Origin of the sequence: Deinococcus sp. KSM4-11, from assembly GCF_004801415.1 — a bacterium.
GTDB lineage: Bacteria > Deinococcota > Deinococci > Deinococcales > Deinococcaceae > Deinococcus.
The window spans coordinates 71441-94179 of sequence record NZ_SSNX01000001.1 but is presented as its reverse complement, the minus strand read 5'-3'; the positions used below and the strand labels follow the sequence as shown (position 1 = coordinate 94179).

Here is a 22739-nt window from a genome sequence, read left to right as displayed (position 1 = left end):
CTCCCTCCTGCCCGGCCTGCTCCTAGCGGGCCAGGCCGACCGTGAGGTTCGCCGTGTATCCGGCGCTGGTGCTGCCGGTCATGGTGGGGGTCTGGGTGCTCACGCCATCGCTGAAGACGTTGTCCGTGGCGAGCGTGATGCGCGACAGGTTCGTGACGCTGCTGGAATAGCCGCTGGTGGCATACACGGCGTCACGGGTGGCCTTCGGCAGCGCGAGCTGCGAGGTCTGGATCTTGCTGGCGGCGCTGGTGGCCGAGGCCAGCGTGGGGTAGATCTCGAAGTGAATGTGCGGCCAGCGGCCCGAGTAGCACGCGGGGAAGATCGTCTGGAAGGTCACGGTGCCGTCCGAGCCGCTTTCCTGCACGCCGCGCAGGTAGTCCTCGCCCACCACGGCCGAGGAGTACATCGAGTATTCGCCGTTCTGGGTGCAGTGCCACAGGTACACGGCGTAGCCGCTGAGTGACGCGCAACTGGCGTTGGTATTCACGAGTTTCAGTATCACGGTCAGGGGAATTCCGGCGGCGGTCGTGCCGGTGCTCACGCTGGTGCGCAGGTCGCTGCGGACGATGCCGCTGCGCGTCAGGACGTTCACCGACTGCCCGGAGGCGGCCGAGCCATCGGCGGGGTACGGCCCGGCCGTCTCGGTGGGAATGACGGCGGGGCAGTCGCCGGTGCCGGTCGTGCCGGTGCCCGCTGGGGTGGCGCTGGTGCCGCAGCCGACCAGCAGCCCGATGCCGAGCAGGCCGAGCGCCAGTACCCTGCGACGATCCAGGGTGGAGCGCGCCAGCATGGCCTGATCGGCCTGCAGGCCCAGGTCGTTCAGGTCGTCGTGATGGTCGTGGTCGTCGGCCGGGTAGGGGGGGATGATCGTCATGGATGGGTCCTCCAGGGAGTGGAATCGCGCCTTCGGATCCGCGCTGACGGTGTTGTACCGCCCCGATGTTCAGAACCTGTTTAGCCGCGCTGGGCACAGCAAAGACTCACCCCGCTCTCAGAGGTCTCACCGGGTGGAACGCGGCTCACCACGGCACCGTAAGCTGCCCGGCATGCGTGCCGCCCTGCGCCCTCTCATGCCGGTCGTGTTGACTGCGGTCATGTCCGCGTCCGCCCTCGCCGCCTCGTCAGCTGAACCTGCGGCGTCCTCGACTCTGGCCGTGCCGCTGACCGTGCCCCTGGCCGGCGTGCAGGTGGCCGCGAACGCCCGCGTGCCCGCCGAGTTCGCGCGGCTGGACGAGACGCGCTCGTACCTGGGAGGCCTGCTGAGCGTGCAGCTCACGGGCACGGTCACGCGCGTGGGGCACGTCAGTGTGCACCCGTCGGCCGACGGTGCCGGACTGGTGGTGAGCGTGCCCATCCGCGCGGCGTTCCGGGCCGGGCCGGGTGGGACGGGGGCCATCCTGGCCCGCAATTTCGGCGGGGAGGCGACCGTGCGCCTGACTGTGACGCCGTACGTGACACCGGAGTGGGACGCGGGCGTGCGCGTGGTCGGCAGCGCGCTCTGGACCGACCCGCTGGGCGTGGATCTCGCGCCGGGCGTGCGGATCAGCGTGCAGTCCCTGGTGGAGTCGCAGGTGCAGGCGCAGCTTGACCGGGTGGCGGCCGAGGTCGAGCGGGCCGTGCAGCAGGGCGCGCGGCTGCGCGAACGGGCGCAGGCGCTGTGGACGCGGGGCCAGCAGCCGTGGGCGCTGCCCACTCCGGAACCCGCCAGCGCCCTCGTCACGGGACGCACGCTGGCGGTCACGCCCGTGCGGGTCACGCCGGACGCCGTGACGTTCACGCTGGGAGCCGCCTTCGATCTGCGGGCTCAGCTCGGGCAGGCGGTTCCGCTGGACGCGCCCTCTCCCCTGCCGCCAGTGCGGGTGGGGCCCGTCCAGGACGGCGTGCAGCTGAGCGTGCCCGCGCGATTGGCGTGGCCCGACCTGTCCCGGCTGGCGACGTCCTACGCGGCGGCGCGGACCATTCCGCTGCCCGTACCGACCCATCCCACGCTGCGCGTGCTGGACGTGACCCTGACGCCCGCCGGAGAGCAGGTCAGGGCGGCCGTGCACGTGCAGGTCAGCGGGCCGCTGGGCCTGAAGGTGCAGGCGACGGCCAACGTGACCGGCACGCCTGTGCTGGACAGCGCCGGACGCACCCTGACCCTCGAGGGCGCCACGGTGGTCACGCGGCGTGAGGGGCTGACCGGGCGCGTGATCGGCTGGCTGGCCGATGCCCGAGCGCAGGCCTTCGTGCGGCAGGCGGCACACGTGGAACTGGGGCCGCTGCTGGAACGCGCCCGCACGCAGGCTCAGGCCCGATTGCCCTTCCGGCCGGTGCCCGGCGTCACGCTCTCCGGCACGGTGGGAACGCTGCACTTGAGCGGCCTGGATGTCACACCGGGGGCGCTGATCGTGACGGCCGCCGCCTCGGGCACGCTGGCCGCGCGCGTGGACGTGGCCGGGCTGGACGCCGCTGCCGGACGTGCGCGCTAGCCTGTGGGCATGAGTGACCGACCCGAGTCCGACGTGCCTGCGGACACGCACCCGAACTGGCCTGCGCTGGTCGAGGACGCCGCGCAGCCCTGGGAGACCCTCTCGACCAGGGTGCTGTTCGAGGGGCGCCGCGCCCTCTCGGAAGACCGGGTGCGGCTGCCCAGCGGCGTGGAGACCACGTACCAGTACCGGCAGCGCGGCCCACGGGCGGTGTTCGCGCTGCCGATCGTGGACAGCGGCGACGCGGTGCTGATCCGCCAGTACCGGTACCCGCTGCGCGCCACCATTACCGAGGTCGTGGCGGGCGGCATCGAACCCGGCGAGTCCGTTCTGGCCGCCGCACAGCGCGAGGTGGCCGAGGAGGTCGGCGGGCGCGGCGGTGAGTGGCTGCCGCTGCCGGGCTTCTACCCGCAGCCGAGCATCAGCGGCGTGGTGTTCTACCCCTTCCTGGCGCTGGGCGTGACCCTGGGAGAGATGGCCCACGAGGACACCGAGACCATCGAGCGCGTGGTCATGCCCCTGCGCGAGGTGTACCGGATGCTGGAGACCGGAGAGATCCACGACGGGCCGAGCAGCCTGACGCTGTTCCACGCGCGCCGGCACCTGGAAGACCGGGGCCTGCTCTGAGCGCGGAGGTTCCCAAGCCGCTGCCCGCCCCGTTCACCACGCTGGAGCGCCCACACCGGCACGACGCGGTGGTGAACCATTCCGAATTCCTGGCCTTCGCCCAGCGGGCCGACACGCCGGAGGAAGCGTTCTCGCAGCTCGCAGCGTTGAAGAGCCGCTATCCGGACGCCACGCACCACTGCTGGGCGTACCAGATCGGCCCGGCCGTCCGCTTCCACGACGACGGCGAGCCGGGCGGGACGGCGGGCACCCCGATCCTGCGCGCCATCCACGGACAGGACGTGGATCACGTGATGGTCGTGGTCGTCCGGTACTACGGCGGCGTGAACCTGGGCACGGGCGGCCTGATGCGCGCCTACGGAGGCACGGCGGCCGAGTGCCTGCGCACCGCGCCCCGGCTGGAGGTCCGCCCCCGGCAGTCCGTGATGGTTCGCGTGGCGTTCGAGCACGTGAGCGCCCTGTACCACGCGCTGGTCACCTTCGACACTGTGCGCGGCGAGGAAGCATATGGCGCGGCCGGCGTGACGCTCGACGTGCAGCTGTTCCCGGAGGACGTTCCCGCCTTCACATCAGCCCTGCGGGACGCGACACGCGGCGCAGCCCACATCGAGACCGACCCTCCCGAACCCTGAACGGACTGGACGACCGGTGCCACCGGCCTGCCCCGCCGGAGGAGCGGAGGGTAGACTCGGCGGTAGCCCATGACCGGACCGACGTTCACCGACGAGTTGCGAACCCTGGGTGACCTGCACCTGGGCACGTTCCACAAGGTGAAGAGTCTGGTGATGCTGGCGTACGTGGCCCTGGAGGGACCCACGCCCCGCCGGGATCTGCGGACGCTGCTGTGGCCGAACGCGCGGCAGCCGGAGTCCAGCCTGCGCGTCGCGCTGTACGTGCTGCGCGAGGCCGCGCCCGGCGCCCTGGAAGGCGAGGAACGCCTGGAGACCTCGCTGCCCAGCGACGCCGCCCGCCTGCTCACCCTGCGCGGGCAGGCGGCCCTGAACGCCTATCCTGGCGCGTTCCTGGGGGGCGTGAAACTCGGCGACGTCTCCACGGACCTCGAGGAGTGGGTGGAGGGCTGGCGCACCCGGCTGGCCCGGCATGTGCAGGGCGAGGTGCTGGCCCTGGCCGAGGCGAGCGATCCGGCACACGCCGAGGCCCTCACGGAGCGCGCCTACCGCCTGCCGGGTGCGCCGCCCGCCGAACCGGAGCTGCTGCGCCGCCTGCTGGCCCTGACGCTGCCCGGGAGCGCGCTGGAAACCGAACTGCGGGCCGAACTGCACGGACTGACCGGCCCGGACGACACACCCGTCGCCTCCACCACCCGCACGGGGCGCATGCTGGGCCGTGCCCAGCCGCTGGACGCGCTGCTGGCGTGGGCCGCCCGGCCCGGCGGGGCGGTCGCGGCGGTCAGTGGCCCCGGCGGGATCGGCAAGAGCACCCTGAGCCGCGAACTGCTGCGCGAACTGAGCCGTGCAGGTCGCCACGCCGTGCTCGTCGACTCCGAGGGAGCGCGGAGCAGCGCCGACCTGCTGCCCCGCCTGGCCGGGGCCAGCGCGCCCGGTCAGGCCGTGCAGGGGACCTGGGCGGGCCTGGCGCCGCTGCTGGGAGACTCGCCCGTGATCCTGCTGGACGGCGTGGACGACCTGCACGACCTCGCAGCGCTGCTGGGCACCCTGCGCCGCGACCTGCCGGACGTGCGCTGGGTGCTCAGCGGCCGCCGCCGCCGACTGGGCCAGCTCGCGCCGCCCGGCCAGGCGGTGGCCGCTGACACGCTGACCCTGACCCTGGGCGGCCTGGACGTGCCGCCGCCCGACGCCGACCTGCCGGAGATCGCCGCGAGCAGCGCCGTGATCCTGTTTCTGCGCGAGGCGGCCCGCGTGCGCCGCGACTTCACCCTGAGCCCGGACAACGCCGCCCTGATCGGCGGCCTGGCCCGCCGCCTGCTGGGGCACCCGCTGGCCCTGGCACTGGCTGCGTCGTGGCTGCGCGTGGAAAGCCTGGACGACGTCTACGCCCGCGTGCTGCACGAGGCCGCGACCCTCAGCAGTCCCGGCGGCGATCACGATGGCCGCCGGGGCCTGATGCTGGTCGCCCAGCGCTCGTGGGAGCTGCTGAACGAGCGCGAGCGCGAGGCCGCCCTGCGCCTGGGCGTGTGTGCCGACTTCGACCCGGCCGACACGCCCGCCCTGGGCGTGAGCGACCACGATCTGGACGCCCTGCTGACCCATTCCTTTCTGGAAACGTACCAGCCGGGCAGTGAGCGCCTACGCGTATACCCGGCCCTGACCGGCGTCCTGAACGCCCAGGCCCAGGCGCACCCGGCACTGGCGCACGCTGCCCGCCGTGCCCATGCCGAGCACTACCTGACGTGGTTTACCGCGCAGGCCCCGGAAAGTCCTCCGGTCGATCTGGAGCGCGGCAACCTGCGGCTGGCCGTCTCGAACGCGCTCCGGGACAGCACGCTTCAGGCCAGCACCGTGAATCACCTGCTGGCCCACTACGACCGGCGCGGCCTGCTGGGCAGCGGCACCGACGTGTTCGCGCTGCTGGCCGACGAGGCCGAGGACGCCACAGCGCCCGCCGACGTGCAGGCGGCCACCCAGATCGCGTGCATGTGGCTGGCGTACCGTGCCGGACGGCTGCTGGACGCGCAGACGCTGGCCGCCCGTTTTTTGCAGGGTCCGCTGGCCGGCGACCCAGCGAGCCGGATGAAAGTGCTGAATACGCTGGGGAGTGTCCGTGCCCAGCAGGGCCAGTACCGGGCGTCCGTCGACCTCATCCGGCAGGCCCTGGCGCTGGCCGAACAGCTCGGAGACCGGATGCGGGTCGTGGGGTACCGGATGAACATCCTGGGCAGCCTCAGTTTTTTTGCGGACACCGCCGAAATCCGCGCGGAATTGGCCGCTATTGTGCGCCTGCTTCCAGAACTCCCGGAAAGCCTGGGCCTGCATGTCCGCCGGTACATGCTGCAAACCAGCCTCTACCTGCCGGACACCGATCTCGATGCCCTGCTCGCAGAGGTTTCGGACGTCCAGATGGCCTGCGAACGTCTTGGTGACGTGAGCAGCGCCATGCTCTGCCTGACCTACAGAAGCCGGATCAACCTTCGCCAGGGCAACCTCCGGGAGGCGCAGGCCGTCACCGCGCATCTCCGGGAGAGGCTGCGAACCGTCGAAGATGCCGAAATCGAGATTGAGGTCGCCCTGCTGGACACGGCGCTGCTCTACGCCCGAGGCCGCGCACTGGAGGCCCGGCAGTCTGCCAGCGAGGCCATGCCACGGGTGGCCAAGGGGAGCAATCCCTGGACGGCCATCGAACTGTTCCTGATCGTGGCCGCGGACCTGCTGGCCTCCGACCCGGCAGGCGTCCGTGCCTTTGCGGCGGCCATTGCCCAGGATCACAACACACATACCGAACAGCGGCGGCGGGCAGAGGCCGTGGCCGGCCCGACCCCGAATGCCGGGCCACCGCTGGACGTGGGCGCGCTCCGGGCGTGGCTTCACGACCACCTTGACTCTCGCTGAACTTCAAGGCCCAATGTTCGGTCCAGGCAGTGTGATTACTCCGTCGCTGGGCTCAATGACCTCGATGTCCAGCGTGACCGGCTCGAACATGGCCGGGTGGTTGCCTTTCTCGGCCTTCGTCTGATGATCCGCCACGTAATACAGGGGCCAGCCGTGGTAGGTCGCCTGATCCCAGGGCCTCTGGGTGTCCTTCGGCCGCCGGTTGATGCCGAGGGTGATCCCACTCGGGTACGGCGCCGGAATGGCCGCCGTCACGGGAACATAGGTCAACACGAAATCGACCGCGTATTCCGGCCAGTTCGGCCCCACCGGGATTTCATAGTGGCCGACGCAGGCCTCCCTGAGCGGTGTAAAGACGTACAGCGGGTACTGGCTGTCGCCTTCGGTGACTCCGTAGATGTACCCCGTGCGGTCATCGACGAACAGAGTCCTGAAGGGAACGGGAACCTCTCCGGAGTCGTTGTTGGGATCCGTCATACATCCTCCTGTGGCGCTCTATGGCCCCTGTCCTGCACTGCCCGGCAGGCCCAGCGGCTGCACGTCCAGGCGGAGCTGTTCGAACTGGCTTTCGATGATGCCGGCGGGGCGCGCCCCGGGCCGGTCGAGCAGGCAGACGTACACGGGCCATCCCTGGTACGTCAGCTGATCCCAGGGGCGCAGGCCATCGAGGTCGCGTGGGCGAACGCCGAGGCGTTCCAGCAGGTGCGGGGGCAGGATGCCGCGCGGCAGGGGGGGCACCGGCGAGTAGCGGTAGATCAGCAGTTTCAGGTGCTCGGGCCAGCGCGCGGCGAAGGGAATGACCTGCCCAGTCAGCACCGCCCCCTGTAGAGGGACGTAGCGGTACAGGGCCAGCGGCCCACGCGTGGTGGTGCCCATCAGGGAGCCGCCGCTCTCGTGGAGGCCCGTGAGTTCCGGGAGGGTAGGCAGGTGCCTCATGCGTCCTTCTGGAGGGGAGGGGTGGGCGCTGGAGCGGAGCAGGGCCGCGTGCGGAGTCAACGGTGCGTCCAGCCCGCCGGACGGTGGGGTGTGGGCTCCGGCTCCAGGTTCAGACGGTGAACGGCGCCTTGCCGGTGGTGTTTGTGCTCACCGAGTTGCGCGTCAGCGTGCAGGATCAGGTGCCGGATGGTGTTACCGTCGCGGGGGGCATGAGCCATGCCGCTGGAAATCTGGCCGCGTGGCACACCCAGACGGGAGATGGCCAGCCGGAACTGTCCGTGCAGCTGATCCAGCTGGTCGGCCGGGATGGGGCGCGGCGTGTGCAATAGGAATTCGTCGCCGCCCACGCGGTAGGCGTGTCCATTGCAGGTGCAGGCGACCGTGGCGACGAGCGCGGCCAGCGCGCACAGCACGTCGTCGCCGGCGGCGTGTCCGAGGGTGTCGTTCACAGCCTTGAAGTGGTCGATGTCGAGCAGGGTCACGCTGCCCGGCGTCTGGGTTCGGAGATCGTGCTGCAGGGCGCGGCGGTCGAGCAGGCCGGTCAGGGCGTCCTGGTGGTACTCGTGGACGTCCTCGATGGTGGCCAGCCGCGTGCCGCCGGGCAGGGTGGTCAGGTGCACGCGGCTGAAGCGGAGGTGACCGTCCTGTGTGAGGAGGCGCTGGATGTGGTGCCCGTCGGCCCAGGTGCCGGCACCCGGCAGGGCGCCGGGCGGATAGGTGCGCCGGTAGGCGAGATTCGGTTGCGGTTCAGCCGCGTGGTCTGTGGCTGGCCAGCACAGCGTGGGCAGCGGAAAGAATTCGAAGAGATCGTCGGGTAGATCCTGACCCATGTCGCGCGCTCCCTTGGGCCGCCGGGGTGCTGTGGCGCGGCCCCAACCGGTCTGTGGGCAGCGTGGCAGGGAGGGCATTAGCGGGGCGTTAACAGCTGGTCGCAGGCAGGGGGCCGGTGGCCTATGCTCGCGGCATGGTTTCTGTTCCCTACCGCATCGGGTACGGCGAGGACGCGCACCGGCTGGAAGCGGGGCGGCCCCTGGTTCTGGGGGGCGTGCCGCTGCCGGAGGCCCACCACGGCGCGGTGGCCCACAGCGACGGCGACGCGGTGCTGCACGCCGTGGCCGACGCGCTGCTGTCAGGGCTGGCGCTGGGCGACATCGGTCAGTACTTTCCGGATACGGCGGCCGAGTGGCGCGGCCTGGACTCGCGCGTGATCGTGGAGCGGGCGCTGGAGCTGGTGCGCGAGCGTGGGTACGGGCCGGTGAACGTGGCGCTGGTGGTCACGCTGGACCGGCCGAAGCTGGGGCCGAGGCGCACCGAGATCGCCCGGAACGTGGCGGCGCTGCTGAACCTGCCGGAGACGGAGGTGGGCGTGAGTTTCAAGACGTCCGAGGGACAGGCCCCGGCGCACGTGCAGGTGCGGGTGACGGTGCTGCTGGCCCGATCCGGGGCCGCGACCTGATGCCGGTGGCCTACGATGTGATCGGAGACGTCCACGGCTGCTTCGAGGAACTGCTGGACGTGCTGGCCCGGCTGGGGTACGCGTGCAGCGGCGGAACGCTCACGCCGCCGCCGGGCCGTCAGGTGGTGTTCGTGGGGGATCTGGTCGACCGTGGCCCCCGGATTGCCGCCGTGGTGCGGCTGGTGATGGACGCCGTGCAGCGTGGCACGGCCCTGTGCGTGCGCGGCAACCACGACGAGCGGCTGGCCCGCGCCCTTCAGGGCGAAGCGGTCGAGACGTCGAAGTCGTTGCTGGTGTCGCTGGATCAGCTCTCCGCGGTGTCAGAGGCCGAACGCGACGCGATGCGGCGCTTTCTGGCATCCCTGCCCGCCCGGCTGGAATTGGATGGCGGCCGCCTGCTGGTCGTGCATGCCGGGGAACTCAAGTCGGACGACCCGGACGAGCGTGAACAGTTCAACGTCTGGGGTCGCAGGTCTGGCCGAAGCCGCGCCGACGGGGCCGACGGGCCAGTGGACTGGGTGACGGACTACACGGGCCCGGCCCTGGTGGTGTACGGCCACACGTCGGTGCTGGAGCCCGACTGGCGAGGACGCACCGTGAACCTCGACACCGGCTGCGTGTTCGGAGGAACGCTCACGGCCATGCGATACCCGGAGTTGACGTTGGTGTCCGTGCCGGCACGGCAGGCGTATGCCTCCACCGCCCACTGGCGGGCCCTGAGCGCCCGCGCATGACGCCTCCCCTGCTGCGGGTGGTGCTGTTCGAGCCGGAAAAGGCCGGGAACGTGGGCAACGTGGCGCGCACCTGCGCGGTGCTGGGCGCTGAACTGCACCTGATCCGACCGTACGGCTTTCACCTGCATGACCGCGAGTTCCGCCGGGCCGTCATGGATTACCTGCAGGGCGTGACCCTGCACGAGCATGCGAGCTGGACGGCCTTTCAGGGCACGCTGGGTTCGGGAGCACGGGTCTTCGCGTTCAGCACACACGCCACGCAGCTGCACACGCGGGCGGGCTTCGCGCGCGGGGATTACCTGCTGTTCGGCCCGGAATCACGAGGCCTGCCCGCGTGGCTGCGCGACGCCCTGCCGAAACTGAAGCTGCCGCAGCCGGGCGGGGGCCGCAGCCTGAACCTGTCGGTGGCAGCGGGCGTGGCGGCCTTCGAGGCGGGGCGGCAGATCGAGGGCTGGTAGGCCAGCGCACGGGTCTAGGCCAAACGATTGATTTCGATGCCCATCGAATCTTGTAATTTGATTCGAGGAGGATCGAATCTTATGGCCATGCCCCCGACACTCGCCTCGCAAGACCGCATGAACGCCCGTCATCACGACCTCATGACCGGCCTGCTCGACCTTCGGCTGGCCCGAACCGCCAATGATGCGGCGGGCAGCGCGAAGGCGCAGGCGCGCTTCGACACCCTGATGGCGGCCCTGGGCATCTACGCGGCGGCCCACCTCCATGCTCACGGCACCCGCCCCTGGCCGCAGGGAGACTGGTCATGAGTGACGACCTGAACGCCCGCGCAGCCGTGTTCCGGGCCCTGTCGCACCCGGCGCGGCTGACGCTGCTGCGCCTGACGTGGTCGGAGCCGCTGGCGGGCGACCACCTCGCCCGGCTGATGAACCTCGCGCCCGCCACGGTGAGCCACCACTTGGCGCAACTGGTCGAGGTCGGCCTGATGGTGGCCCGCCAGGAGGGGCACGCGCGGCTGCACGGCCCGGATCACGCGGCGCTGGACGCCACGCTGGCCGGACTCATCCGGGGGGAGACGACCGCCCTGCCAGCGGCCGACCCGTACCGGAACCGCGTGCTGCGCTCGTTCTTCCGGGCCGGGAAGCTGACCACCATTCCCGCGCAACTGAAGAAGAAGATGGTGGTCATGCAGGAACTGGGCCTGCTGTTCGGGCCGGGCCGCCGCTACCCCGAGCGCGAGGTGAACGCCATCCTGGGCGAGGTGCATCCGGACGTCGCCACGCTGCGCCGCGAGATGATCGGGATGAACATCCTGGCCCGCGACCGGGGCGTGTACTGGCGCGTCACTCCCGACAGTCCCGGCCCGTCGGACGAGGGCGCGGGTGGGCCGGTAGAGTAGCTCCAATGACCTCCTCCACTACCACCGGCGACTTCCAGACGAAGCTCGCGCGTTACGCCGACCTGCTCGTCCGCACGGGCGTGAACCTCCCGCAGGGGGGCAAGGTGCGGATCGCCGCGCCCGTCGAGGCGACCGAACTGGCCCGCCTGACGGCCCGCGCCGCCTACCGGGCCGGCGCCACGGACGTACGCGTGGTGTACACGGATCCGCACCTGGAGCTCGCGCTGTACGAGGACGGCACCGATGAGGCCGTGACGTTCCTGCCGGACTGGGTGGCGAGCGAGCGCGAGGCGATGGTCGCCGACGGGTACGCCATGATCAGCATTGTCGGGGAGGATCCGTCGCTGCTGGCGGGTGTGAACCCGGAGCGGGTCGCGGCGCGCAGCAAGGCGCAGGCGCAGGCCATGAAGACCGTCATGGAGGCGATCGGCGGCATGCACGTGAACTGGACGGTCGCGGCCATCGCCACACCCGCGTGGGCGGCCCGCGTGTACCCGCAGCTGAGCGAGGCGGACGCCGTGGAGCGGCTGTGGGCCGACATCTTCACCACAACCCGCGTGAACGGTGACGATCCTGTGGCCGCGTGGGCGGCGCACACAGCGCAGCTCGGACGGCTGAGCCGTCTGCTGAACGACAAACAGTACGCGGCCGTCCACCTGACAAGTGGCCTGGGCACCGACCTGACCGTTGGCCTCGCCACCAACCATATCTGGATGGGGGGCGGCGAGGCGGCGAAGAACGGCATCTACGCCGTGCCGAACCTGCCCACCGACGAGGTGTTTACCATGCCGCACCGCGACCGGGTCGAGGGCTGGGCCGTGGCGAGCAAACCGCTGAGCGTGCGCGGGCAACTGGTCGAGGGCATACGCGTGCGCTTCGAGGGCGGCAGGGCGGTGGAGGTCACGGCCTCGCGCGGCCAGGACACCCTGGAACGCCTGATCGGCACGGACGAGGGCGCGGCGCACCTGGGCGAGATCGCGTTAGTGCCCGCCTCCGCGCCCGTGGCGCAGACCGGCACGCTGTTCCTCAACACGCTGTTCGACGAGAACGCCGCCAGCCACATCGCGCTGGGCCGCTGCTACCCCACCAACGCCGTGGGCGGCGACGACGAGGCCGTGGTCGTGGCGGCGGGCGGGAACGACTCGCTGATCCACGTGGACTGGATGATCGGCACGCCCGACACCGACGTGGACGGCATCACCGCCAGCGGCGAGCGCGAGCCGCTGATGCGCGCCGGCGAGTGGGTCATCTGAAGACTGGCCTGGTCCCGATCTTGGACGTGCTCATGATCCGCCCGGTAGAATGGAGCTTATGACTGCCGATATGTACGCCGCCGATGGCTACCACGTCACGCCCGAACTGAGCGCCGAACGCCAGACTAAATTCAGTAGCGCCCCGGAGCTGGGCAACGGGATCGAACCCGGCAAGGCCTACCGCGCCGTGCTGGAGACCAGCAAGGGCCGCATCGTGGTCGAGCTGTACCCAGACGACGCGCCCGTGACCGTGAATTCGTTCGCGTACCTGCTGCGTCATCACTACTACGACGGCATCAAGTTCCACCGCGTGATCGACGGCTTCATGGCGCAGACGGGCGACCCGAGCGGCACCGGCGCGGGCGGCCCCGGCTACGACTTCGAGGACGAGTTCGGTTCCGAGCACCGCCACCGGGGCGCGGGCGTGCTGAGCATGGCCAACCGTGGCCCGGCCACCAACGGCAGCCAGTTCTTCATCACCTTCGTGGATACCCCGCACCTCGACGGTAAGCACACCGTGTTCGGCAAGGTTGTCGAGGGGCTGGACGTCCTGCCGCGCCTGACGCGCATCCAGCCCGGCATGGGCGGCACGCCCGACGTGATCGAGAAGGCGTACCTCGTCGAGAAATAAGTCGAGGCGGAAAGGAGAGGGCAAGGGGGCTAGAGAGGGGCGCCCCCTGCCCTCTGCTCTGAACTTTCTGTACCGCTCGCGGCGACCGCGCGGTGCACCAGCGGCATGATAGTCAGGCCCTGCACGGCGATGGTGAACAGCACTATGGCGTAGGTGGCGGTCAGCAGCGGCGGCCGGTACGGGCTGTCGGGCAGGCCCAGCGCGAGGCTGATGGCGATACCGCCGCGCAGCCCCCCCCAGGTGAGCAGCCTCACCGTGTATGCCCCGTAGCCCTCCCGCGCCCGAACCAGGGTGAAGGGGAGGGCCACGCTGATATACCGCGCAGCAAGAGCCACGCCGATCAGAATCACGCTGGCCACCACCTGCGCCATGCTCGGCCGCGTGAGCAGCACATCCAACCCGATGAACGAGAATAGGATGATGTTCAGCACCTGATCGATGGTCTCCCAGAAGGTCTCGACGTGCTGCCGCGTGGCCCCGTCGAATGCGAGGTGCTTGGTCGCGGACAGCACCAGGCCCGCCACGACCATGGCCAGGGGGCCGCTCATGCCCAGTGCGGCGGCGGCCACGTACCCGCCGAGCACCAGGGCCAGGGTGATCAGCACTTCGACCGCCGGCTGAGCGATCGAGCGCAGCATCAGGAAGCCGCCGTAACCGAGCGCCGCGCCGAACAGCACGCCGCCCAGTGCCTCACGCGCGAACAGGGTCAGAACCGTCATGGCATTCACGTCCATGGACGTGCCGTGCGGCCCGATGCCGGCCACGGCAGCGATCACCAGGAAGATCACGACGCCCACGCCATCGTTGAACAGGCTCTCGCCCGCGATCAGGATCTTGATTCTCGCGGGCACCCGCGCCCGCCCCAGCAGGTCGAGCACGGCCACCGGATCGGTGGGGCTGATCAGCGCGCCGAAGAGCAGCGCCCACACCGGGGGCACGGTCAGGCCCAGCAGCTGGAACACGCCGTACGCGGCGACACCGATCAGGAAGGTGCTGATCACGGTGCTGAAGAACGCCAGCAATAGGATGCTGCCCCGCTGCCGGAGCATCTGTCCGGCGTCCAGGCTGAGCGATCCGGCGAACAGCAGCAGGCTCAGGATGCCGTTCAGCACGAAATTGGTGAAGTTCAGGGTGTTCAGCAGTCCGGCCGCCCAGCTCCGGACGCCCGGAACCACACCCTGCGTGTCCAGCACGATCAGGAGAATGCTGGACAGCGCGCCCGCCAGGGTCACGCCGACCGTGGTGGGAAAGTGCAGAAAACGCTCGTTCAGGTACGCGAGAAGGGCCGTGAAGCACAGCAGCACGGCAAAGGCAGTCAGCATGCCCCACCATAGTCCCGCCCTGCCCTCCCAGAAACGCGGCGGGCCGGACATCTCATCCGGCCCGCCCACAGTTCACGGCTCAGTCGCGTTCGCGTTCGCGTTCGGCGTTCAGCTGCGCCTGGAGCTGCGCCTGCCGCTGCCGCACATAGTCCTGATGGAAGCGGCTCTCGTCCATCAGATCCGTGCCCACCGTGAGTTTCCCGGTCGCTAGTTCACGCATGGCCTGCGTGACCAGGTTGCGGGTGCGCACGCGCTGCTCGGTGGGCAGCACGCTGGGAGCGCCGCTCCGCAGTTGCAGGGCACGTTTGGCCGTCACCACGCTCAGCCGGTACTTGCTGTCCGTCATGGCCAGCAGCTTGTCAATGTCTCGTTCCGCCATCCTCGTTCCTCCCTGGCGCGGCGCGGGGCCGCACCGTCAGCCCCCCACTGTACTCCACCACGGCCGGGCACGGCCAGCCCTGATCCACAGTGTGGGCAAATGACATCACGGTAGCGCAGCCGGAGGGCCGTGTGTGGGCGGTCTGGCCCGGCACGCGCAGGACAGGCGATCCCATGAGGCAGGAACCACTCCAGGTGAAGGACGGGGCGCGGCCCGACGCAGGACTGCCGTCAGGACTCCGCGATCGGCACCGCCCGCACCTCACGCGCCCCGCCACGTTGCCAGGCCTGGAAGGCTGCCCAGCCGTCATCGCTGAGGGTCGTCACGGCCTGTCCCGGATGGTTCACCACCCACGGTCGCCGGGCCACCTCCTCTGGCATCCCCTCCAGCCGGTAGCGGCCCTGACCCGGCGAAGGCGACAGCCGCGCCGTGACCCGGTGTGGAAAGGTCTCCTGCTCGAAGCGCCGCTGCAGCCTCGCTTCCCTGCCCTGATCCACCCCGGAGATGCCGAAGAACAGAAAGAATCCCGCCAGATCCACGAACGGACGGGGCCGGCGCAGTTGGTGATGCACGTGCGTGATCCTCTGGGGGTTCATGCGCTCAGCCTACCCGCCGCCGCAAGGCGGTTCGTCCCCTCTTGGCCCTTGCGGTCGTATCCCGACCCTGGCAGGATTCACTCCGGCAGCCGGCCCAGAAACAAAACAACCCCGCTCAGCGCGGGGTTTTCTGTTGGAGCCAGGGGTCGGACTTGAACCGACGACCTGCTGATTACGAATCAGCTGCTCTACCACTGAGCTACACTGGCCCACTTCGCACGGAAGCTCAGAGAGTATAGGAATGCGGGCGGGGGGTGTCAAGCGGCGCCATGCGGAGGGAGGGTGACGTTCAGGCCCTATCCTGGCCGAATGAATTCGGCGTTCGAGACGGTGCATGGTGAGGTTCAGCCGCTGGACTGGTTGTGTCTGGCGCCCCATCCGGACGATGCGGAGATCGGGGCGGGCGGCACCCTGATCCGGCTGGCGCAGTCGGGCCGGAAAGTCGGCATCCTGGAGCTGTCGCGCGGCGAGAAGGGAACGCAGGGCACGCCGGACGTGCGTGTGCAGGAGTGCGCGCGGGCGGCACAAATCATGGGTCTGGCGTGGCGTGGGCAACTGGGCCTGGTGGACGGCGAGATCGTGGACACGGCCAAGGCGGCGCACCGGCTGGCGGCGACGCTGCGTGCGGTGCGCCCGAAAGTGCTGGTCGTGCCGCATTTCAAGGATCGGCACCCGGATCATTTCGGCGCGTATCACCTCAGCAAGCGCGCGGTGCATCTGGCCCAGCTTCAGAAGGCCTACGTGGGCGGCGACCCGCACCGGGTGTCGCGCGTGCTGATGTACCAGGGCAACGCGGACATCACACCGACCCTGCTGGTCGATGTGGAGGGCGTGCAGGAAGTGTGGGCGGCGGCCATCCTGGCCCACGAGAGCCAGTTCGCCGGGGCGGCCATATCGGAGACGGTCACGCCGGAGATCGTGGAGCGCCGCCGGGCACGGCAGAGTTACTGGGGCACCCTGGGCCGCGTTCGTTACGCCGAGGCCTTCGAGGTGGAGAACGCCCTACTGGTCGATCCGGCCGCGCTGTAGGCCTCAGCGGAGCGCGAGGAGATCGTCGAGTTCGTCGGCCAGGTCGAGACCGTACTTGTACGCGGCCTGACCGCCGACCTGGGTGCTGCCGTACTTGTCGCGGTAGGTGCTGGTGCGGCGGTCGAAGCTCATGGCCTCGGCGCTGGCGTTCGTCTGCGGGAGGATGGTGTTCAGGATGGGCGGGGTGCGCTCGCCAGTTCCGGAAAATGCGCGCTCCAGGTCGGTTTCCAGGCGCTCCAGGCCCTGACGGTGCTGGGTGCTGGTCGACTGGTACTTGGTGATCACCACGCCCAGACAGCGGAGCTTCAGGTCGCGGGCGCGGCGGATGTCGCCGATGCGCGTGGCGATCTGCGGAATGCCGTAGGTGCTCAGCCGGTCGGGAATGGTGGGAATCACGTAGTGGTCGCTGACCTCCAGGCCGTTCTGCGTGATGAAGCCCAGATTGGGCGGGCAGTCGAGCAGTACATAGTCGTATGCGTCGAAACTGGGGGCGATGAACTTCCGCACGACCTCCATGGGATTCACGGCGTAGAACGAACGCGCGGCGATGTCCTGCATGCGGTCTTGCACGTCGATCAGGCGGATGGAGCTGGGCAGCACGTCCACGCGTCCGTAGCGGGAGTCTGCGGGCAGCTGATCGATGACGCTGGCGGGCACCTTGTTCAGGTTGCTGGCCCCCTTCACGATGGCGCGGGTCACGTCGAAGCCGTGCGTGCCGTTCACCTGATCCAGGAACAGGTGCGCGAGGGTCTGCCCGGCCTCGTCGGCCTCTCCCCAGCGTTCCTCACCGATCAGGGCCAGGGTCGCGTTCGTCTGCGGATCGAGGTCGATGACCAGCACGCGTTTCTGTTTCATGAACGCCAGCGTGTCGGCCAGTTGCACGGCGGTGGTGGTCTTGGCGACGCCGCCCTTGAGGTTGATGAAACTGAGGACTTCCGGCACGCGCCTTACAGCTCGCGGATCTTGGCGAGCACGGCCTCGGGCCGCACGGTGTAATCGCCGGTCTTCTCCTCGACATGCTGGTAGCGCACCACCCCGGTGCGGTCGATCAGGAACACCGCCCGGCCGCTGATGGCGCGGTCGTCGATGGCCACGCCATACTCGCGGGCCACGTCCAGTTTCATGTCGGCCAGCAGGGGCACCTCGATGCCGTACTCGGCCGCCCAGGCCTTGTGCGCGTGCACGGAATCCCGGTTGATGCCCAGCACGACCGCCCCGGCGTCCGCGAAGTCATCCTGACGGCCGGAATACTCGGGCAGCTGCATGCTGCACACGGGACTGAAGTCCAGGGGGTAGAACACCAGCACCACGTGCTGATGCCCACGGTACGAGCTGAGCGTGACCGTCTGCCCCGTGGAGGCAGGCAGGGTGAAATCCGGGGCCAGTTGGCCGACGAGGTTCGGGGAGGCAGACGTCATGCGGGAAGTGTAGCGGCCCCCAGCCTGACCCGATGGTGAGTTCGAGGCCGCGTCATCCGTGACGACGCACCGCAGAGGCAGTCAAGATCTTGTCAGGGGGTCAGGAGCAGGTCGAGTGGTGAGACCGCCGATGATTTCAGGTTCACCTGTCCGCCCACGCCCTGACCGGCTGCATGTTCCACGACATTCCACCCCTGGTTCAGTCGCAGGTCGAGGTTCAAGGCCCCAGTGCCGCATTGTGCGGCCAGAGTCGTGGTCACGGGCCGATCCGCGTAGACCAGTTCGACCGGGGTACGGTTCGTCTCGCTCACGACGGCATGTAGGGGAAGCTCAATGGTTGGGTTTGAGGAGTAGAGCGAGAACGAGCCATCGTTTCCGTTGCCCAGCGGGCTGATCCTGGCCGCTGGATCACTGATGGTGCGTACTGTTATCGTGCAGCCCCTGGTCATGGAGTCGACGACGGTGCCCATGGAGTCCGAGGCAATCGCTGGGTCTTCACTGAGAATCATGTCAAATTTCAGCTGGCTGTCCACGCTCCCGATAGACACTTCGTATCCCCCGCGCGTGCTGTAGCCATAGAAGATGGTCTTACCGATGGCATCACTGTCAGCTCCGACAGGCGGCGTCCCGAGCGCGAGCCGCACGGTGCCCCGGACATTCCCAGTGGGAATGTGTGGAAGAGGTGATGGCGACGCACTTTGCTTGTAGGTGAGTGTCACCGTCGACTTTGCCGTGACGTTGACGTAGTGCACGGCCGGCGCGTCGTATCCCGTAACCGGACGCCCATCGACGCGCACGACAGTACCGGCCTTGAAATTGCCGAATGTTCTGCTGTTCTCAATGGTGCCGTCGAACAGCACGGCATCAGTTAAGGCATCGGAGATGACGACTGGCGCACTGACCACGCCGCCCAGAATCACGTCGAGCGTGTTCGCCGGTGCTGGCAGTGGGGTCGCTGGGCACGCGGTGAGGAGGAGTGTTAAGCCGACCATCATACCGACAAGGGGTTTCATCGATTTTCACGATAATGTGCCAGCCGCAGTTCCCAGAGCGCACATGATGTCCGAACCACTTTCATGAGTATCGGAGCCGGAATGGTGAGGAAACGGCAAGTTGAACCGCGTTCCCGAACACGGCTGCCCTGGGGCCGGGCGAGTAGGGTGGAGTGGTACCGTCCACCCGTGTCGTTGTCCCGGACGGTTCCCGAGGAGGTACCCCCGTGGCCGATATCCTGCCGCCCGACACCTTGATCGACCGCCCGCCCACCCCGGCCGGGCTGCTCAGCAACAAGGAAAAAGACCGCCTGATCGAACGCGGTTTCCTGGGTCTGTACCGCTGGTACACCGCCCGCAGCCAGGAAACGCGCAACTGGAATGCCGACCGCTCCTTCGAGTGGCGAACCATGGGCCGCGATCTGCCGCCGGAACTCGTGACGGTCATCCAGGGCTTTTTTGCCGTGGAGCAGTACGCGCCGGACTTCACCAGCAGCCTGATCCACCTAGTGCGGCGCAGCCACGGCCGCTCGCACTTCCAGATGCGCTGGGGCAGTGAGGAGGAGAAGCATGCCGACGCCTGGGAGAACGCCCTGCTGTTCAGCGGCCAGCGCAGCCCCGCGTACATCGAGGAGTACAAGCACCGCCTGAAATCCCAGACGTGGGAACTGCCCTTCCCGGACGCGATCCACAACCTCGTGTACACGGTATTCCAGGAGCGGGCCACGCAATTGAACTACCTGAACATGATGAAGATCGCGCAGGGCAAAAGCGACAAGCCCGCGCTCCAGGGCGTGCAGGACGCCGTGCTGGCCAAGGTCGCGCAGACCATCGCGGTCGACGAGGCCGCGCACTACAACTTCTTCCTGGAAGGCGTACGGATGTACCTGTACTACTATCCGCAGCAGACGCTAGAAGCCATGAAGGCCATCATCGGGCAGTTCTCGATGCCCGCCGCCACGCTGATTCCGGACTGGCAGCAGTTCCAGGAAACCGTGTACCGCGCTGGCATCTACGGCCCCCGCGACTTCCAGCGGGACGTGATGCAGGTCGCGTTCCGGAACCTGGGCGTGGAGAGCCGCAAGGCGCTGGAGGAAGGCATCCGCAAGACGCGCGAGGTGCCGGATTACGAGGGCTACAACCCGCGCACGACTGCCATCTGGGACACCTTCGATTACGGCCAGGTCGAGGGCGACGTGAAACGTCTGCACCTGAAGATCGGCGAGTACGAGAAGGAGATCGGCTTCGACGAGTTCGACCCGACCGTGTTCGTCGAGAATCCCGAGGTGCCGGGGCGCGGCCACCCGCAGCCGGGCGGTCAGGCAGCCGATGATTAACGCCGCCGACTGAGCACACGCAACGTCAGACATGCCGCCCTGGCCCACGCCGGGGCGGCCTGCTTTTGACGCCCCGCTGACCGGGAAGCGGTTACCCTGACCTGCATGCGCGTGCTGGAAGTCTTCGTGGTGTTCCTGCGGCTGGGCCTCACGAGTTTCGGGGGGCCGGTGGCCCACCTGGGGTACTTCCGCACGGAGGTCGTGACGCGCCGCGCGTGGCTGAGCGAGGCCGGCTACGCCGATGTGGTGGCCCTGGCGCAGTTCCTGCCCGGCCCGGCGAGTTCCCAGACGGGCTTCGCCGTCGGCCTGCTGCGGGCAGGCTGGCCAGGGGCGCTGGCCGCGTGGTTGGGCTTCACCGCGCCGAGCGCACTGCTCATGCTGGCCTTCGCGGTGGGCGTGGGGAACCTGGGTGATGTGGGCGCGGCCGGGTCGCTGGCCGGCCTGAAGGTTGCGGCGGTGGCGATCGTGGCGCAGGCCGTGGCAGGCATGTGGAGCAGTCTGGTCACGGATCGTGTGCGGGTCGCCCTGGCCCTGGGCGTGGCCGCGCTGCTGGTCGTGCTGCCCGGGGCGGTCTGGCAGGTGCTGGCCCTGCTGGCCTGCGGTCTGATCGGGTGGCGGTTCCTGCCGTCCGCTCACGCGACCGCAGGGCACCTGCCCACGGTGCCGGTGTCCCGCATGACCGGGTTGCTCCTGATCGGACTGTGCGGAGCCGGGCTGCTCGCATTGCCCCTCCTGGCCCCGCTGTCTGGCGGCTGGGCCCTGCTGGAGGCCACGTACCGCGCGGGCGCGCTGGTGTTCGGGGGTGGACACGTGGTGCTGCCGCTGCTGGAGGCGGGCTTTGTCCCGCGCTTCCTGACGCACGGGACGTTCATCGCCGGGTATGGAGCGGCGAACGCCGTGCCGGGGCCGCTGTTCACCTTCGCCACCTACCTGGGCGCGGCCCAGCACGCACTCTCCCCTGTACTGGGCGCGCTGCTCGCGACGGTGGGCGTGTTCCTGCCGGGCCTGCTGCTGATGGCGGGCGCCCTGCCGTTCTGGTCGGCGCTGTCGGCCCAGCCGGCCGCGCGCGCGGCCCTGGCGGGTGTGAATGCGGGCGTGGTGGGGCTGCTGCTCGCAGCGCTGTACTCGCCGGTCTTCACGGGCGCCGTGCGGGGGCCGCGTGACCTGGCCGTGGCGCTCGCGGCCTACGCGGCGCTCACGGCGGGACGGCTGCCAGCGTGGATCGTGGTGCTGGGCTGCGCGTTACTCGGTCAGCTCGTCCTGTAGGCCGTAGATCTCCAGAAACCGCCGGATGCGGGCGTCCAGCGTCGGCAGGGGGGCGACCTCACTGCAGACCCAGTCCGGCGCGTAGTTGCGACAGACCTGCGGCCGCATGGTGTAGATGCCGCACCGGCAGTCGGCTCCCAGGTGCACGCACGGCACACCCAGCGGTTTGCGCAGCGCAGCGATGTCCGGAGCCGCGCAGCACGCACCGCACGCCGTACAGTCCCGCACCAGCGTGCTGCGTTGGGGCGTGCCCGGCGGGGGCTGGAACGGGTCGGTCACTCAGCGCAGGGCCAGGGCTGCGGCCAGGAAGCGGTCGTTCTCGGCAGGCGTGCCGACCGACACTCGCAGGCACCCCCGCAGCAGGTGCAGGCGATCCTGGCGGCGCACCACGATTCCGTGGTCGAGGAACTGGCGGTACGCGGCGTCGGCGTCCGGGGTGCGCAGCAGGAAAAAGTTCGCCTGACTGGGAATGGCCGTGCAGGTCGGGTGGTTCTGCAGGGCTTCGAGCATCCGGCCGCGCTCACTCACGGCTTCCAGGGCCCGTTCCTGCACGTAGTGGGGGTGCTCCAGGGCCACCTCCAGTACGGCCTGCGTGAGGGCGTTCATGGTGAAGGCCGACACGAGTTTCTGGATGTTCGCGGCGAGATCCGGCGACCCAAGCGCGTAGCCGGCCCGCGCTCCTGCCAGACTCCAGGCCTTGCTGAAGGTGCGCAGGCTCACCGCGTTCGGGTGGGCGCGCACCAGGGCCCTGAGGTCGCTGTGCGCGTACTGGTGGTAAGCCTCGTCGAGCACCACCACCCAGTCGCCGGCGGCGTCGAGCAGCGTCTGCACGCTCTGGGTGGCGTCCAGGTGCCCGGTCGGGGCATGCGGCTGCGTGATGTACAGCACGCCCGGCGGCCGTGACCGCAGTTCCGCCAGCAGCCCCTCGACCGGCAATGAGAAATCATCGTTCAGGCTGACCTGCACGAGATTCGCACCCAGCAGTTGCGCCTCCAGGGTGTACACGCTGAAGGTCGGATTCACGGTCAGCACCGTCTGCCCGATCCCGGCCAGTTCGGTCAGCAGCTTGATCAGGACGTTGCTGCCGGGGGTCACGACCACGCCGTGCTCATCCCAGTCTTCCAGCGCGGCGATGCGGCGGCGCAGTTCGTCGGCGTGCAGATCCGGGTACCGGTTCCAAGGGCGCTCCATCAGGCGGCCCACGGCCAGCGCCTTGAGGCGTTCCGGGAAATCGTACGGGTTCTCGTTCTGATCGAGCTTGATAGGCGCGTCCGTGGGCGTGAACGGGTAGGCGGGCACCGCGCGCACCGAGGGCCGGATGCCTGCCGGGCCGTCCTGGGCCGTCTGGGTGGAGGGTGGAGTGGTCATGGGATCTGTTCTACCACCTGCCCACACGGGTTCCGGCCGG

The 22739-nt window shown here is 69.3% G+C and carries 26 protein-coding genes and 1 tRNA gene; 14 read left to right on the top strand and 13 right to left on the bottom strand.

Features of this window, described 5'->3' with window-relative positions:
* Nucleotides 1–22: 22 nt before the first annotated feature.
* Nucleotides 23–874 (bottom strand): intradiol ring-cleavage dioxygenase, encoded by an 852-nt coding sequence (locus E7T09_RS00495; RefSeq protein ID WP_136387197.1) that lies wholly within the window; start codon nucleotides 872–874, stop codon nucleotides 23–25.
* Nucleotides 875–1094: 220 nt separating this feature from the next.
* Between E7T09_RS00495 and E7T09_RS00490 the strand changes: the two genes are divergently transcribed.
* The 4 genes from E7T09_RS00490 (at nucleotide 1095) to E7T09_RS00475 (ending at nucleotide 6625) form a co-directional block, all read left to right on the top strand.
* Entirely contained in the window at nucleotides 1095–2471 is a 1377-nt protein-coding gene (locus E7T09_RS00490; protein WP_240741543.1) for a DUF4403 family protein, read from the top strand.
* Nucleotides 2472–2480: 9 nt separating this feature from the next.
* Complete coding sequence (locus tag E7T09_RS00485; protein WP_136387196.1) at nucleotides 2481–3098, top strand: NUDIX hydrolase; 618 nt, start codon at nucleotides 2481–2483, stop codon at nucleotides 3096–3098.
* A 71-nt stretch (nucleotides 3099–3169) separates the two neighbouring features.
* On the top strand, nucleotides 3170–3730 hold the full coding sequence (locus E7T09_RS00480) for a YigZ family protein (protein WP_240741542.1): 561 nt from the start codon (nucleotides 3170–3172) through the stop codon (nucleotides 3728–3730).
* A 69-nt stretch (nucleotides 3731–3799) separates the two neighbouring features.
* The gene (locus E7T09_RS00475) at nucleotides 3800–6625 is read left to right on the top strand and encodes an ATP-binding protein (protein WP_136387195.1); all 2826 of its coding nucleotides are present in this window, start codon (nucleotides 3800–3802) and stop codon (nucleotides 6623–6625) included.
* A gap of 3 nt (nucleotides 6626–6628) precedes the next feature.
* Here the strand turns inward: E7T09_RS00475 and E7T09_RS00470 are convergent, their stop codons facing one another.
* Genes E7T09_RS00470 through E7T09_RS00460 form a run of 3 tightly spaced genes read right to left on the bottom strand, consistent with a single transcriptional unit; the run spans nucleotide 6629 to nucleotide 8391 of the window.
* Nucleotides 6629–7102, bottom strand: coding sequence for a hypothetical protein (locus tag E7T09_RS00470; protein ID WP_136387194.1), 474 nt, complete (start codon nucleotides 7100–7102; stop codon nucleotides 6629–6631).
* 18 nt (nucleotides 7103–7120) lie between these two features.
* Nucleotides 7121–7561, bottom strand: coding sequence for a hypothetical protein (locus tag E7T09_RS00465; protein ID WP_136387193.1), 441 nt, complete (start codon nucleotides 7559–7561; stop codon nucleotides 7121–7123).
* A 56-nt stretch (nucleotides 7562–7617) separates the two neighbouring features.
* Complete coding sequence (locus tag E7T09_RS00460; RefSeq protein WP_168734635.1) at nucleotides 7618–8391, bottom strand: GGDEF domain-containing protein; 774 nt, start codon at nucleotides 8389–8391, stop codon at nucleotides 7618–7620.
* 134 nt (nucleotides 8392–8525) lie between these two features.
* On the opposite strand from E7T09_RS00460, the gene ispF reads away from it, so the two are divergent.
* The 7 genes from ispF (at nucleotide 8526) to E7T09_RS00425 (ending at nucleotide 12992) form a co-directional block, all read left to right on the top strand.
* Nucleotides 8526–9017: a 2-C-methyl-D-erythritol 2,4-cyclodiphosphate synthase gene (gene ispF, locus E7T09_RS00455; protein ID WP_136387191.1), complete on the top strand. Its 492-nt coding sequence runs from the start codon at nucleotides 8526–8528 to the stop codon at nucleotides 9015–9017.
* Between the two features lie 17 nt (nucleotides 9018–9034).
* Nucleotides 9035–9751, top strand: a complete 717-nt coding sequence (locus E7T09_RS00450; protein WP_168734634.1) for a metallophosphoesterase — start codon at nucleotides 9035–9037, stop codon at nucleotides 9749–9751.
* Nucleotides 9748–10209, top strand: coding sequence for a tRNA (cytidine(34)-2'-O)-methyltransferase (locus E7T09_RS00445; RefSeq protein ID WP_136387189.1), 462 nt, complete (start codon nucleotides 9748–9750; stop codon nucleotides 10207–10209). Before E7T09_RS00450 ends, E7T09_RS00445 begins: the two co-directional genes overlap by 4 nt.
* A gap of 81 nt (nucleotides 10210–10290) precedes the next feature.
* Nucleotides 10291–10518, top strand: coding sequence for a hypothetical protein (locus E7T09_RS00440; RefSeq protein ID WP_240741541.1), 228 nt, complete (start codon nucleotides 10291–10293; stop codon nucleotides 10516–10518).
* Entirely contained in the window at nucleotides 10515–11108 is a 594-nt protein-coding gene (locus tag E7T09_RS00435; protein ID WP_168734633.1) for a DUF2087 domain-containing protein, read from the top strand. Before E7T09_RS00440 ends, E7T09_RS00435 begins: the two co-directional genes overlap by 4 nt.
* Nucleotides 11109–11113: 5 nt before the next feature.
* Entirely contained in the window at nucleotides 11114–12361 is a 1248-nt protein-coding gene (locus E7T09_RS00430; RefSeq protein WP_136387188.1) for an aminopeptidase, read from the top strand.
* A 49-nt stretch (nucleotides 12362–12410) separates the two neighbouring features.
* On the top strand, nucleotides 12411–12992 hold the full coding sequence (locus E7T09_RS00425) for a peptidylprolyl isomerase (protein WP_136387187.1): 582 nt from the start codon (nucleotides 12411–12413) through the stop codon (nucleotides 12990–12992).
* A gap of 29 nt (nucleotides 12993–13021) precedes the next feature.
* Here E7T09_RS00425 and E7T09_RS00420 read toward each other — a convergent pair whose 3' ends face one another.
* The 4 genes from E7T09_RS00420 to E7T09_RS00405 form a co-directional block, all read right to left on the bottom strand.
* Complete coding sequence (locus tag E7T09_RS00420) at nucleotides 13022–14314, bottom strand: sodium:proton antiporter (RefSeq protein ID WP_136387186.1); 1293 nt, start codon at nucleotides 14312–14314, stop codon at nucleotides 13022–13024.
* 79 nt (nucleotides 14315–14393) lie between these two features.
* Nucleotides 14394–14693: a DNA-directed RNA polymerase subunit omega gene (rpoZ, locus tag E7T09_RS00415; protein ID WP_136387185.1), complete on the bottom strand. Its 300-nt coding sequence runs from the start codon at nucleotides 14691–14693 to the stop codon at nucleotides 14394–14396.
* 230 nt (nucleotides 14694–14923) lie between these two features.
* Entirely contained in the window at nucleotides 14924–15289 is a 366-nt protein-coding gene (locus E7T09_RS00410; protein ID WP_136387184.1) for a hypothetical protein, read from the bottom strand.
* A 134-nt stretch (nucleotides 15290–15423) separates the two neighbouring features.
* A tRNA-Thr gene (locus tag E7T09_RS00405) sits at nucleotides 15424–15498 on the bottom strand.
* 100 nt (nucleotides 15499–15598) lie between these two features.
* Between E7T09_RS00405 and bshB1 the strand changes: the two genes are divergently transcribed.
* Complete coding sequence (bshB1, locus tag E7T09_RS00400) at nucleotides 15599–16318, top strand: bacillithiol biosynthesis deacetylase BshB1 (RefSeq protein ID WP_136387183.1); 720 nt, start codon at nucleotides 15599–15601, stop codon at nucleotides 16316–16318.
* 3 nt (nucleotides 16319–16321) lie between these two features.
* Here bshB1 and E7T09_RS00395 read toward each other — a convergent pair whose 3' ends face one another.
* From E7T09_RS00395 to E7T09_RS00385, 3 genes are all read right to left on the bottom strand, one after another.
* Nucleotides 16322–17260, bottom strand: a complete 939-nt coding sequence (locus tag E7T09_RS00395) for a ParA family protein (RefSeq protein ID WP_136387182.1) — start codon at nucleotides 17258–17260, stop codon at nucleotides 16322–16324.
* Between the two features lie 5 nt (nucleotides 17261–17265).
* Nucleotides 17266–17736 carry a peroxiredoxin gene (locus E7T09_RS00390; protein WP_136387181.1) on the bottom strand — a complete coding sequence of 157 codons (471 nt, stop codon included), beginning with the start codon at nucleotides 17734–17736 and terminating at the stop codon, nucleotides 17266–17268.
* Nucleotides 17737–17828: 92 nt separating this feature from the next.
* A complete protein-coding gene (locus E7T09_RS00385) occupies nucleotides 17829–18749 on the bottom strand; it encodes a hypothetical protein (RefSeq protein ID WP_136387180.1) in 921 nt (306 codons plus the stop codon).
* A 206-nt stretch (nucleotides 18750–18955) separates the two neighbouring features.
* On the opposite strand from E7T09_RS00385, the gene E7T09_RS00380 reads away from it, so the two are divergent.
* Both E7T09_RS00380 and chrA read left to right on the top strand, forming a co-directional pair.
* Nucleotides 18956–20065, top strand: coding sequence for an acyl-ACP desaturase (locus E7T09_RS00380; protein ID WP_136387179.1), 1110 nt, complete (start codon nucleotides 18956–18958; stop codon nucleotides 20063–20065).
* Nucleotides 20066–20170: 105 nt separating this feature from the next.
* Entirely contained in the window at nucleotides 20171–21331 is a 1161-nt protein-coding gene (gene chrA, locus E7T09_RS00375; RefSeq protein WP_136387178.1) for a chromate efflux transporter, read from the top strand.
* Here chrA and E7T09_RS00370 read toward each other — a convergent pair.
* Nucleotides 21308–21610: a YkgJ family cysteine cluster protein gene (locus tag E7T09_RS00370; RefSeq protein WP_136387177.1), complete on the bottom strand. Its 303-nt coding sequence runs from the start codon at nucleotides 21608–21610 to the stop codon at nucleotides 21308–21310. The two genes, chrA and E7T09_RS00370, sit on opposite strands and share 24 nt — an antisense overlap.
* Complete coding sequence (locus tag E7T09_RS00365; RefSeq protein ID WP_136387176.1) at nucleotides 21611–22699, bottom strand: histidinol-phosphate transaminase; 1089 nt, start codon at nucleotides 22697–22699, stop codon at nucleotides 21611–21613.
* Nucleotides 22700–22739: the final 40 nt, after the last annotated feature.